Below are 12,363 nucleotides of genomic sequence, written 5' to 3' on the forward strand. Positions count from 1 at the left end.
AAGCTTATTGACTTGGGCTATGGTAACTATAGATATAATTATAGTTATAGTGATTACTAGGGTGTTGTATGTCTGGAGTTTTAAACTCAGTTGACCAAAGAACTAAGCTCGTTGGTGAAAACCGACTTGAGCTGCTTTTGTTTAGTTTAAATAGTCGTCAACTTTTCGCGATTAACGTATTTAAAGTTAAAGAAGTTTTAAAAGTCCCACCTTTAACTCGATTACCAGGGGCTCATCATCACATAACAGGTGTGGCTTCACTACGCGGTGAATCTGTGCCTGTTATCGATCTTCGAAGTGCAATTGGCTTTCCTCCCTCAAGAGATGACTCACAAGAACAAAATCTTATCATCACGGAATATAACCGAAGTGTGCAAGGTTTCCTTGTGGGGCAAGTCCGTAATATTGTTAATACGGCATGGACTGAAATCCAGCCACCTCCAAGAACATCAGGACGTAACAATTATCTGACAGCGATTACTCATATCGAAGAAGATAAATTGACGAAAATTGTTGAAATTATTGATGTTGAAAAAGTATTAGCGGAGATTATTGAATACGATGTATCGATCTCTGAAGGTATTTTAGATTCGCAGTTAGCCAATGAAATGATTGGCCGAAATGTACTGATTGTTGATGATTCTTCCACAGCAAGAAATCAAGTGAAAGGCACTTTGTCTCAACTTGGACTCAATATTATTGAGTGCCGAGATGGCTTAGAAGCGTTGAACTTACTTAAATCTTGGTGTGATGCCGGTAAGAATATAAATGAAGAGCTGCTGTTGATGATTACCGATGCAGAAATGCCGGAAATGGATGGCTATAAGCTGACACATGAAGTGCGCAGTGATCCTCGCATGCATGATCTTTTCATTACTTTAAACACGTCTTTAAGCGGCAGTTTTAATGAAGCTATGGTTGAAAAAGTAGGGTGTGACCGCTTCATATCTAAGTTCCAGCCAGATTTGTTGGTTCAAGTAGCTCAAGATAGACTACGCCAGATTTTATAATTGGAATGGTGTTCTATATAGATTTGATGACGATTTGATAAATAGTTGTTATATTAACCATACATATTTTACATAGTGAAATATGTAAAACTATCTAACGTAACTTTTCATCAAAATTTTAGGGTAGTTCCTACAATGATATGGTTAACATCTAAAGTCGTAATGACTTTAAGTATTTTACTGTATAAGGAAATTAAGAAAAGACGTACGGAAGCTGAAGTTAAGGGTTAACTTAACGAATTGATTTAAAAGGGAGGCTTGCCTCCCTTTTTCTTTATCTGGATAAAATAGAAATTGCTTAATTTATAGATCTTACAACGACTATTTTGAATTTTCCTACGGAATAAGCGTTAAAAGTATTGAAAGTTACTTCGGTTGCGCATCAATACATTGACCATTCACATCTGTTGTTTCTGGGCTCATCAAATGTAAATAAAGCGGCATAATATCAATCGGAGCTTTCAGCTGGTTTGCATCTTCACCTGGGTAAGCTTTCGCTCGCATCCGAGTTTGTGTTGCCCCAGGGTTAATGGCATTAACTCGAATTGGCGTCTCTTCTAACTCATCAGCTAGAATTTGCATCATTCCTTCCGTCGCAAATTTAGATATTGCATAAGTTCCCCAAAAAGTACGTCCAGAATGTCCAACTGTTGAAGAGGTAAATATAATTCTGCCGGCTTCAGACTTTTTGATGATAGGAAGTAATGCTTGAGTCATTAAAAACTCGGCTTTAACGTTTATTTGCATGACATCATCAAAAGTATCTTCATCAATCTGATCAAAGGGACTTAATGTGCCTAATACGCCTGCGTTATGTAGTAAGCCATCTAAACGACCAAATTGACCTTCAATCGTTTCTGCCATATCAATATAGTTTTGCTTTGTTGCCCCTTTTAGATCAAGAGGAATAATAGCTGGCTGAGGGTAGCCTGCAGACTCAATTTCATCGTAAATGAATTCAAGGTTTTTAACATTACGACCAAGTAAGATGACCGTTGCTCCATGCTGAGCAAAACTAAGAGCAGCTTGGCGACCAATACCAGCTCCTGCTCCTGTAACTAAAATTACTTTATCTTTGAGGGCATCTTTAGAGATTGGGAAATCCACTGTGCGCATCCTTCTTTTAATTATGTAAGTCATTCCATTGATGTTTTATCACACAGATAACTGCAGGAATGAGTAGAAATTCTTGGTAATCGTGACAAGATCGTTACAATACACTAATTCATACATTAGGGGATATGACATTGGAATTTTTGTTGGACTACGGCTTGTTTTTAGCCAAGATTGCGACAGTCGTAATTGCCATTATTGCTATTTTAGTTATTGCTAAGTCAGTAGGTGGAAAATCAAGTGCGATAAAAGGTGAATTGGAAATCACTAACCTTTCTGAGCACCATAAACAAACGATTGAGCAGTTAGAGCATCATTTACATGATGAAGCTTTTATTAAAGCTCGCGATAAAGCTGAAAAGAAAACAGAAAAAGAAAAAAATAAATCTCGTGATAAAGAAATCAAAAAAGCCGCCAAAGAGGGTGAATTAGATAGTAAACGTGAATCTCACCTGTTTGTTCTAGACTTCAATGGCAGTATCGACGCAAAAGAAGTGGCTTCCCTACGTGAAGAGGTGACAGCGGTTATAGCTGTTGCACGTGAAGGTGATGAAGTTTTACTTAAACTTGAGTCTGGAGGTGGCATGGTACATGGTTATGGCTTAGCTTCTTCTCAACTAGATCGCATCAAAGCAGCAGGTCTGCCTCTGACTATATCTGTAGATAAAGTCGCCGCAAGTGGCGGCTACATGATGGCTTGCATTGCAGACAAAATTGTTTCTGCACCGTTTGCTATTGTGGGCTCAATTGGCGTGATTGCTCAATTGCCTAATTTTAATAAGCTTCTTAAAAAGCATGATATTGAATTTGAGCAGCTTACCGCGGGCGAATACAAACGCACATTGACTATGTTTGGTGAGAACAGCGATAAAGCACGCGAAAAGTTTAAAGAAGAATTAGAAGAAACACATGATCTATTCAAGAACTTCATCCGAGACCATCGTCCAGCTCTAGACTTGGAAAAAGTTGCGACAGGCGAGCATTGGTTTGGTACTCAAGCTTATGAATTAGGTCTTGTTGACGAACTTCGTACATCAGATGATTTGGTCGTTGAGGCTTGTAAAGATAAGACTGTTTTAGCTATTCATTATGTGCAGAAGAAAAAACTATCTGACAAGTTGGCGGGTGTTGCGGGTAAATCGGCAGATAACGTATTAATGAAGTTAATTGAACGCGGGCAAAAGCCAATTGTTTAACTGATTTCATCAGTTTCACGTTTTTTTGAGTCTATAAATATCAAGTTACCGACGTAATAATAAAATAAAGCGCATAGGCTCAAATCTATGCGCTTTATTATTCGTAATTACATTTATTAAACTGAAGCAAACTAGGTGATTAAATTTTTCCACCATAATCGTTTCGCTTTGGACATGCCGCGAGTATCTCTCTGTGCCCGGTATCTTTAAGCTCTTCTAAGATGACGTCAAAGCCCCACAAGCGATATAAGTGTTTTAATACCTCATCATAACCTTTATCTAAGGGAATGCGGTCATGAGGTACATACTGCAGTGTCATGGAGCGATCGCCGCGTATATCAACATTAAAAACTTGTATATTTGGCTCTAAATTACTGAGATTATATTGAGCGGCCAGTTTTTCCCGAATTAACCTGTAACCTGATTCATCGTGTATAGCACTAACTTCAATATGATTCTTTCTGTCGTCATCGAGAATTGAGAACAGTTTGAAATCGCGCATTAACTTGGGTGATAGATACTGACTTATAAAACTCTCATCTTTGAAGTTGTGCATAGCAAAGTGTAAAGAGTCCAACCAATCACTTCCTGCCAGTTCAGGGAACCATTCCTTATCTTCGTCTGTTGGCTCTTCACATATCCTACGAATATCCCGAAACATGGCGAAGCCAAGCGCATAGGGGTTAATACCACTAAAATATGGACTGTTGTATGCTGGTTGAGCGACAACACTAGTATGGCTATGTAAAAACTCAAGAATGAACTTATCGCTGACTAAACCTTCATCGTACAAATGATTCAAAATGGTGTAATGCCAATAGGTCGCCCATCCTTCATTCATCACTTGCGTCTGCTTTTGAGGGTAATAGTACTGGCTTATTTTACGTACAATACGCACGCATTCTCGTTGCCAAGGTTCAAGTAAAGGGGCGTGCTTTTCTATGAAATAAAGAATATTTTCTTGTGGCTCGGAAGGAAAACGAATTTTTAGGTCTTCTTCCTTCTCTTTTGCCTTTGGAACCGTTCGCCATAATTCATTTACTTGCGATTGAAGGTAAGCTTCCCTTTCTTCTTGTCTTGCCGTTTCTTCTGCGATAGATATTTTTTCTGGTCGCTTGTAGCGATCTACTCCGTAGTTCATTAAAGCGTGACAAGAATCGAGCAGTTTCTCTACTTCAGAAACACCATATTTCTCCTCACAGCTTGCAATGTATTTCTTAGCAAACAACAAATAATCAATAATCGAGCTAGCATCTGTCCAGGTTTGAAATAGGTAATTACCTTTAAAGAATGAGTTATGCCCGTAACAAGCGTGTGCCATTACAAGAGCCTGCATCGTGACTGTATTTTCTTCCATTAAGTAAGCTATACACGGGTCAGAATTAATGACGATCTCGTAGGCAAGCCCCATCTGACCGTGTTTGTAATTTTGTTCTGTTTGGATGAATTTTTTGCCAAAGGACCAATGATTATAGTTAATAGGCATGCCTATACTTGAATAGGCATCCATCATTTGTTCTGAAGTGATTACTTCTATTTGATTAGGATAAGTATCTAAGCGGTAATGCTCTGCAACACGTTTAATTTCTACGTGGTACTGCTCTAGTAGGTTAAAGGTCCAGTCTGGTCCATCAGGCAGAAGCTTGCTTGTATCACGCGCTTTAGGCGTTGCTTGTGCGTTTGTTTTGCCTTTTTCGGCAACGTCTGGTTTCGTTGTCATGGCAAATCTCCTTACGCTGTCTCTTTCTTAAAGAGTTCCCTAAATACAGGGAAGATGTCATCGACCGTTTTGATATTCTTCATAGCAAAATTGGGAAAACTGGTTTCCAGCTTTTCGTATTCATGCCATAAAGTTTGGTGAGAACGGCGTGTAATTTCTATATAAGAATAATACTGGCAGTTTGGGAGGAGCTTATTCACCAGTAACTCTTTACATCTTGGTGAGTCATCTGCCCAATTGTCCCCATCAGAGGCTTGCGCCGCATAAATGTTCCACTCTCCGACTGGGTAGCGGTCAGCAATGATTTCGTTCATTAATTTCAATGCACTTGAAACAATTGTGCCACCTGTCTCTTGTGAGTAGAAAAATTCATGCTCATCTACTTCTTTGGCTTGAGTGTGATGACGAATGAATACCACATCTACATTTTCGTAAGTTCGATTTAAGAATAGGTACAGCAACACGTAAAAGCGTTTCGCGATATCTTTGGTTGCTTGATCCATCGAGCCAGATACATCCATTAAACAAAACATCACGGCTTGGCTTGAAGGAATTGGGCGTTTCTCATAGTTTTTATAGCGTAAATCAAACGTATCAATAAAAGGTACACTCTCAATTTTCTTTTTCAGAGCCGCTATTTCGTCTTTAATACGTGTTTCTTCAAATGGTTGAGCTGGTTCTTTCATCTGTACTTGGTCAAGCATATCTACCAGCTCATTGAGTTGACGCCTTTTACCAGCAGTCATAGCGGTACGACGTGCTAGTGACTGTTGTAATGAACGAACAATAGCAATATTTGAAGGAATCCCTGCAGTTTGATAACCAGAACGATGTATTTTCCATTCAGTGATCTTATTGAGTTGGTTTTTCTCAAGGTTTGGCAGTTCCAGATCTTCAAATAAAATATCTAAGTATTCATCTTTAGAAATTTGAAAGGTGAATTCATCTTGTCCTTCACCATCTTGGCTAGCATCACCTTGACCTGAGCCTCCACCTTGTCCGCCTCCTTTAGGGCGATCAATTTTATCGCCCGTAATGAACTGGTCATTGCCAGGGTGTACACGTTCTCTCATGCCACCTTGACCTTGGTGGAATGTTGGTTCCTTTATGTCTTTATGCGGAATCGTAACGTCTTCACCTGATTCAGTATTTGTGATTGAACGTCGGTTCACTGCATCGGCAACCGATTCCTTGATTTGCTCTTTATGACGTCTTAAGAAACGCTGCCTATTTACAGCGCTCTTATTTTTGCCATTGAGTCTCCGATCGATAAATTGAGCCATAGATCCCCCTCTAAGTATTGTCGTTGTGATCCTACTTTTTACGAGGATTTACGAACTCTTAGGTACCACTCAGAAAGCAGCCTAACTTGCTTCTCGGTGTAACCTTTTTCCATCATGCGAGCAACAAAGTCGTCGTGCTTCTTCTGATCTTCAGAGGATGTTTTCGCATTAAAGGAAATGACTGGCAGCAGTTCTTCTGTATTTGAGAACATTTTTTTCTCAATGACTGTGCGTAGTTTTTCGTAACTTGTCCAAACCGGATTAAGCCCATTGTTATTCGCTTTAGCTCGAAGAACAAAGTTAACGATTTCATTACGGAAGTCTTTAGGGTTGCTAATGCCTGCAGTTTTCTCAATTTTCTCAAGTTCACCATTAAGTGAAGCGCGATCAAACAGCTGACCTGTTTCCGGATCACGGTATTCTTGGTCTTGAATCCAAAAATCAGCGTAGGTGACATAGCGGTCAAAAATATTTTGCCCGTATTCAGAATAAGACTCTAAGTAAGCGGTTTGAATTTCTTTACCAATAAACTCTACGTAGCGAGGCACTAAGTAGCCTTTAAGGTATTCCAAGTACTTCTCTGCTTGCTCTTGCGGGAATTGCTCACGTTCAATTTGCTGCTCAACGACGTAGAAAAGGTGAACAGGGTTAGCCGCTACTTCGGTTTGATCGAAGTTGAATACCCGAGATAGGATTTTAAAAGCGAAACGAGTAGATAGACCAGACATGCCCTCATCGACACCAGCATAGTCACGATACTCTTGATAGCTTTTGGCTTTTGGATCGGTATCTTTCAGTGTTTCACCGTCATAAACCCGCATTTTGGAGAACAATGATGAATTTTCCGGTTCTTTTAGACGAGAAAGAATACTGAACTGAGAAAGTAGCTCTAGGGTACTTGGCGAACATGGCGCTTTAGACAGTTCACTGTGTTCCAGTAGCTTCTGGTAGATTTTGACTTCTTCAGACACTCGTAAGCAATAAGGTACTTTCACAATATAAACACGATCAAGGAATGCCTCATTGTTCTTGTTATTTCGGAAGGTCTGCCATTCAGATTCATTGGAGTGAGCTAGGATCATGCCATCAAACGGTAAGGCTGACAGCCCCTCTGTACCGTTGAAGTTCCCTTCTTGAGTTGCGGTCAATAATGGGTGTAAGACTTTTATCGGAGCCTTAAACATTTCGACAAACTCCATTAGCCCTTGGTTAGCTTTACATAAAGCACCAGAGTAGCTGTAGGCATCTGGATCATCTTGCGAGAAGTGTTCAAGCTGGCGAATATCAACTTTCCCCACAAGTGAGGAGATATCTTGATTGTTTTCGTCACCAGGTTCTGTTTTTGCAATCGCCAATTGATCCAAAATTGAAGGACGAACTTTAATTACTTTGAATTTAGATATATCACCACCAAACTCATGCAAGCGTTTTGCTGCCCACGGTGACATGATTGATCGTACATAACGCTTTTCAATACCATACTCTTTTTTCAATAAATCCCCATCTTCACTCACGTCGAATAAGCAGAAAGGGTGGTCATTGACAGGGCTACGCTCTCCATTAGCAGAAAGTACATAAATAGGCATTTTTTGCATTAATGCTTTGAGTTTCTCCGCTAAAGATGATTTACCGCCCCCAACGGGACCAAGTAGATATAGAATTTGTTTGCGTTCTTCTAAACCTTGGGCTGCATGTTTTAGGTAAGAAACGATTTGTTCTATGGCGTCTTCCATACCATAGAAATCTTCAAACTCTTTATACCGAGAAATCACGCGGTTAGAAAAAATTCTACTGAGCCAAGGGTCTTGGGCTGTATCAATAATTTCAGGCTCGCCAATAGCAAGTAGTAGACGTTCGGCAGCATTTGCGTAAGCGCTTTTATCATCTTTACAGAGAGCAAGAAAATCTTGCAGAGACAGCTCTTCTTCTTTTGCAGCCTCATAACGAGATTGATAATGGTCAAAAATACTCATAGTCACATTCCCCTTGTTAACCAGTCATACTGACGAGCGATTGAAAATAGATTCCCCTTACATTTTAAGACTAGACCTGACTACACAATTTTGCTTAGCAATTATGTATTTATTTACATTTAGATATGCAAATTGAAGGACGCAACGCAGATGTGGTGTGTTCGCTGCTGGCTTTAAAAAAGTGAATTATTGATTGTGATAATGCTTGAGGTTGAATGAATAGTCGTTCAAGGTGTGTTTTTATATGTTTTGATAAATATTTATGGCTTCATTGTCTTTTGGTATGAGGTTCCATATAATAAACACGGACGATTTATGCTCATACAGCCCAAAGATATAGGAACTCAAAGTGAAAAATAGTTGGTTAAAAATGTGCTGTATTAGTGCAGCAATATTGGTGACAACAGCAGCTCAAGCGAAGATCTCTCAATGGTCGTTAGGTGCTGCAGCATCGTATTCTCCTGCGGTTTATATTGATACTCCATCAAACCAAACGGTTATTCCGCTAGTCGGTTATGAAGGTGAGCACTTTTTCATGCGTGGGTTTAGCGCTGGATACAGGCTCTTACCTGCTGGTAGCCCACAAAATATTGTTTTCAGAGCTTTTTATGACCCGAGAACCTTAAAGCCGAGTGATTCGGATAATACTGATATTCGTTTACTTGATGAACGAAAAGCATCGATTATGGGAGGTGTGAGCTATCAATTAATCACGCTGGTGGGTATGTTTGAAGCAACGGCTGGGTCTGATCTTGGTGCTAAGCATAACGGTCTTTACGCTGAAGCTGCTTGGCGTTTACCTATTCGTCGTAAAGGGTGGGCTATTACTCCTGCTATAGGTTATGCATATAATAGTGAACGTTTGAATAACCATTTATATGGTGTGAGCAGTTCAGAAGCGCAGCGAATAGCAAATGATGGTAATGGTACGATTAGCTCATTTGATGCTGACTGGGACGGTCAATACTTCATTGGACTAAGTGCTTATGCCCATGTTACGCCAAATATTCGTGTAACTGGTGGTATCCGTTACACAAACCTTGAAGGCGATATTGAGAAGAGTCCTATCATTGAAAGTGGTGTAAACACTACCGCAAATGTCGGCGTAGCTTACGTCTTCTAAGAGTTACTGAATAGATATTAAAAGGGGTGGATACACATGTATCCACCCCTTTTTTTTGCTATTAACTTTTCTTTGAATTCATTTGCTAAACATAAATCCTAATCTAAATTATATGGATTTAAGTTAGGTTAATTCAGTTAAGCTAATATCTAGTTAAGCACTAAATATTTGGCTTAGCTCTGTTGAGCATAAGTGGTATTGGCGAGGGCAATTGCGCCATGTAGTTAGCATTCGACGATATTTCTCAAGCATTGGCATCTGGCTGTTGAAGTGGTGATCAGCTTTATCGAATTGAGGGTATAGACCTTCGGAATCAATAAGGAAACGCACGTAATTAACCGATTGTGCTTCGGAAGCAATATCAAACCCTAAAAATTGCAGGCGACGTTGATCAACATCTTTGCGCTCTGCATCAGAAAGCATTTTGTTTGACTCTTGCATCGCGTGATACATTTCCATGATGTCGATAGTTTCACGACATTCGCTCTCTGTTAAACAACCAAATTCCTTGTTGAGTTCTCTCATTTGAAGTTCGTAACCACGTTCTACAATTGTTTGCAGACGTTGGTACTTCGTAGAATTCTCAGGGTCCATTTGAGACATAAGCTTGTATTGATTTGATAGAATTAGACGCTGAGCATTGGTCATTTCCATAAGGGAAACCTCACTTAAAACTAAATGTAATATTATTTTGTTGAAGTAAGATTAACAGTAATCATACGTACCGAAACATGATCTCAACACAGATTTAATACGATTTTTTGAAACTATAAACAAAACTTGTAAGTAAAAATAAAGAGACGAGTTGCGAGGAAATTAAAAGTGAACGGTTTACTCTTAGCTGGGTGAATTGATGGGTGAAACCTTATATAGATTGGTAGCAGAGAATGATAAATAGTAGGCAATAAAAAAGCGCCTAGCTAAAGTTGAGGCGCTTTATAGTAACTTCAAATCGTTATCAGTACTTAACGTTCGGGTGGTATTGCTTTAATACTGCAACAATTTCGTCCATGAGTTCTTTGCTTGGTGGATTGACACCATCAAGTGGGTATTCGTTACCCATAGCTTCCCATTTGTGAGCGCCCAGTTTGTGATAAGGCAATAGTTCAACCTTTTCGATGTTGTCCATATCCTTGATGAACTCACCAAGTAAGTGAGCATCTTCAGGTTTGTCTGTGTAACCAGGAACCACAACATAACGAATCCAGGTTTTCTTTCCTATCTTATGTAAGTAGCGAGCAAAATCTAAAGTTCGTTTATTGGAAACACCAATAAAATCATGGTGAATTTCATCACGCATGTGTTTTAAATCTAGCATGACCAAATCAGTGGCTTCCAGTACTTCATCAACAACATCTGTATGCTTACGAATATAGCCATTAGTATCAAGACAAGTGTGAATGCCTTCAGCTTGCGCGGCTTGGAAAAAATCACGAACGAATTCAGGTTGCAGCATTGCTTCTCCGCCTGAACAGGTAATGCCACCGCCAGAAGCTTTCATAAAATGACGGTATGATTTAGCCTCGTTGATGATTTCTTCGACCGTTATTTCTTTTCCACCGTGAGTATCCCATGTATCGCGATTATGGCAGTACATACAACGCATTAAGCACCCTTGAAGAAACACAATAAAGCGGATTCCAGGGCCATCGACAGTACCACAAGATTCGAAAGAGTGAATGCGACCAATTGTAGACATGAGCTATTCTCGTATAGGAATTTATGCGGTTATTTTATTACAAAACCGGTACATAAAATAGGGTCAAATCGGTCGATGTTCCTAAAAATAAAGGCAATAAACCTCTTGGTTCATTGCCTTTATTTATAAATCATTTATAGCTTTAACATCGCGTAAACACGATTAAAAGAAGGTGAAGAAAGTTATTCCACCTGTTGTGTAAATTTTCTCTTTTGCTTCTTCATAATCTGGTGTTTTTACTGTGAGAGCAAAGGCTGCTCCAACGTATTGATTATACCAAGCAACACCTGCAACCGCTGTTGCTTGTACATGTTCTAAAGTCACATCATAAATAGCAGGATTTTGCCCGTTCTCATGGGCATATTTATCGACACCAGAGCGATCACCTTCAATTGTTAGGTCGTTGAATCGGTAACGCCCCTCAAGTCCAGCGTAAGTGAACCAACCATTATTGGATGCGCCAATCATGCCCGGTCTAAATGGGTTTTCAGTTGTTATCGTGGCGGCACCAAAATTGCCACCTAGGTCAGTTCCCCAGCGCATCATAAAGCCAGTGGACACATCACTGCGGAAGTTACCAACATTAACTTCGATGATGTTAGAAACTTCCCAATCAGTATTCGCAACCGCTGGAGAACGTAGCAGATTAAGATGAGTTAAGTAGCCAATGCTTCCAGCGTATTCGTCATCGACTTGATATTCCCACCCCAGAGGGTCGTCTGACTTGGTAATGGAGTGCACCAATTTCTGAGCATCTTCAGAAAGTGCACGTTCGCCAGTAGTACCAAGAGTGATATTGAAACGCTGGGCTTGCTGTGGGTGTAAGCTAATGTAGTTGATCTCAGTATGTAGATAGCCTGCATATGGGCGATCATTTGCTGAAGGAGTTTCAACTTCAATATCTGAAGGGGTATACATCTTATGACCAAGAGTGACTTCCCATTTGTCTAAAGAAGCAGCTCCCCACAAAGATAGACTTAGTGGCTTGGTCCATTCATTAGGGGTAATTCCCGCAGACGTATAAGAGAAGAAAAGACCGTTGGTGTAGTCTTGATCGACACCAAAAATACCATCGTTATCTAAAGCGAAGGTTAACGTTGAGCGTTCTGATGCGATTGATGAGAATGACAGAAGAATCAATGGTAAACAGCGAAGGTATTTCATGCAGTAACTTACTTTCTAATTATGAACCAAGATAGTACCGTAATTCGAATTTTGATGTGAAATAAAAGTGGATAGAACAGTG

10 protein-coding genes are annotated in these 12,363 nt (G+C 39.8%); 3 read left to right on the top strand and 7 right to left on the bottom strand.

What is annotated here, in order from left to right:
* Positions 1 to 68 precede the first annotated feature (68 nt).
* Positions 69 to 1,010: a chemotaxis protein CheV gene (locus OCU78_RS04870; protein WP_137372436.1), complete on the top strand. Its 942-nt coding sequence runs from the start codon at positions 69 to 71 to the stop codon at positions 1,008 to 1,010.
* Positions 1,011 to 1,376: 366 nt separating this feature from the next.
* Here the strand turns inward: OCU78_RS04870 and OCU78_RS04875 are convergent, their stop codons facing one another.
* Complete coding sequence (locus OCU78_RS04875) at positions 1,377 to 2,117, bottom strand: YciK family oxidoreductase (protein WP_137372437.1); 741 nt, start codon at positions 2,115 to 2,117, stop codon at positions 1,377 to 1,379.
* A gap of 134 nt (positions 2,118 to 2,251) precedes the next feature.
* On the opposite strand from OCU78_RS04875, the gene sohB reads away from it, so the two are divergent.
* Complete coding sequence (gene sohB, locus OCU78_RS04880) at positions 2,252 to 3,319, top strand: protease SohB (protein ID WP_167493997.1); 1,068 nt, start codon at positions 2,252 to 2,254, stop codon at positions 3,317 to 3,319.
* Between the two features lie 139 nt (positions 3,320 to 3,458).
* Here sohB and OCU78_RS04885 read toward each other — a convergent pair whose 3' ends face one another.
* From OCU78_RS04885 to OCU78_RS04895, 3 genes are read right to left on the bottom strand one after another with little or no spacing between them, the layout of a single operon-like run.
* Positions 3,459 to 5,039 carry a SpoVR family protein gene (locus tag OCU78_RS04885; protein WP_137372438.1) on the bottom strand — a complete coding sequence of 527 codons (1,581 nt, stop codon included), beginning with the start codon at positions 5,037 to 5,039 and terminating at the stop codon, positions 3,459 to 3,461.
* An 11-nt stretch (positions 5,040 to 5,050) separates the two neighbouring features.
* On the bottom strand, positions 5,051 to 6,322 hold the full coding sequence (locus OCU78_RS04890) for a YeaH/YhbH family protein (RefSeq protein WP_137372439.1): 1,272 nt from the start codon (positions 6,320 to 6,322) through the stop codon (positions 5,051 to 5,053).
* 38 nt (positions 6,323 to 6,360) lie between these two features.
* The gene (locus OCU78_RS04895) at positions 6,361 to 8,295 is read right to left on the bottom strand and encodes a PrkA family serine protein kinase (protein WP_137372440.1); all 1,935 of its coding nucleotides are present in this window, start codon (positions 8,293 to 8,295) and stop codon (positions 6,361 to 6,363) included.
* Positions 8,296 to 8,665: 370 nt separating this feature from the next.
* On the opposite strand from OCU78_RS04895, the gene OCU78_RS04900 reads away from it, so the two are divergent.
* Entirely contained in the window at positions 8,666 to 9,418 is a 753-nt protein-coding gene (locus OCU78_RS04900; RefSeq protein ID WP_218940986.1) for a MipA/OmpV family protein, read from the top strand.
* Between the two features lie 153 nt (positions 9,419 to 9,571).
* Here OCU78_RS04900 and OCU78_RS04905 read toward each other — a convergent pair whose 3' ends face one another.
* The 3 genes from OCU78_RS04905 to OCU78_RS04915 all read right to left on the bottom strand — a co-directional run bounded on the left by OCU78_RS04905 (position 9,572) and on the right by OCU78_RS04915 (position 12,281).
* Entirely contained in the window at positions 9,572 to 10,072 is a 501-nt protein-coding gene (locus OCU78_RS04905) for a YfbU family protein (protein ID WP_137372442.1), read from the bottom strand.
* A 304-nt stretch (positions 10,073 to 10,376) separates the two neighbouring features.
* Positions 10,377 to 11,117, bottom strand: a complete 741-nt coding sequence (gene pflA / locus OCU78_RS04910; RefSeq protein WP_137372443.1) for a pyruvate formate lyase 1-activating protein — start codon at positions 11,115 to 11,117, stop codon at positions 10,377 to 10,379.
* 162 nt (positions 11,118 to 11,279) lie between these two features.
* Positions 11,280 to 12,281, bottom strand: coding sequence for a lipid A deacylase LpxR family protein (locus OCU78_RS04915; protein WP_137372444.1), 1,002 nt, complete (start codon positions 12,279 to 12,281; stop codon positions 11,280 to 11,282).
* Positions 12,282 to 12,363: the final 82 nt, after the last annotated feature.

It is taken from the genome of Vibrio gallaecicus, from assembly GCF_024347495.1.
Classification (GTDB): Bacteria; Pseudomonadota; Gammaproteobacteria; order Enterobacterales; family Vibrionaceae; genus Vibrio; species Vibrio gallaecicus.

Bases quoted from the DNA above. Each gene is read 5' to 3' on its own strand.
- OCU78_RS04895 (WP_137372440.1), bottom strand. From the start codon at position 8,295: ATGAGTATTTTTGACCATTATCAATCTCGTTATGAGGCTGCAAAAGAA.
- OCU78_RS04905 (WP_137372442.1), bottom strand. From the start codon at position 10,072: ATGGAAATGACCAATGCTCAGCGTCTAATTCTATCAAATCAATACAAG.
- OCU78_RS04885 (WP_137372438.1), bottom strand. From the start codon at position 5,039: ATGACAACGAAACCAGACGTTGCCGAAAAAGGCAAAACAAACGCACAA.
- OCU78_RS04870 (WP_137372436.1), top strand. From the start codon at position 69: ATGTCTGGAGTTTTAAACTCAGTTGACCAAAGAACTAAGCTCGTTGGT.
- sohB (WP_167493997.1), top strand. From the start codon at position 2,252: ATGACATTGGAATTTTTGTTGGACTACGGCTTGTTTTTAGCCAAGATT.
- OCU78_RS04900 (WP_218940986.1), top strand. From the start codon at position 8,666: ATGTGCTGTATTAGTGCAGCAATATTGGTGACAACAGCAGCTCAAGCG.
- OCU78_RS04915 (WP_137372444.1), bottom strand. From the start codon at position 12,281: ATGAAATACCTTCGCTGTTTACCATTGATTCTTCTGTCATTCTCATCA.
- OCU78_RS04890 (WP_137372439.1), bottom strand. From the start codon at position 6,322: ATGGCTCAATTTATCGATCGGAGACTCAATGGCAAAAATAAGAGCGCT.
- pflA (WP_137372443.1), bottom strand. From the start codon at position 11,117: ATGTCTACAATTGGTCGCATTCACTCTTTCGAATCTTGTGGTACTGTC.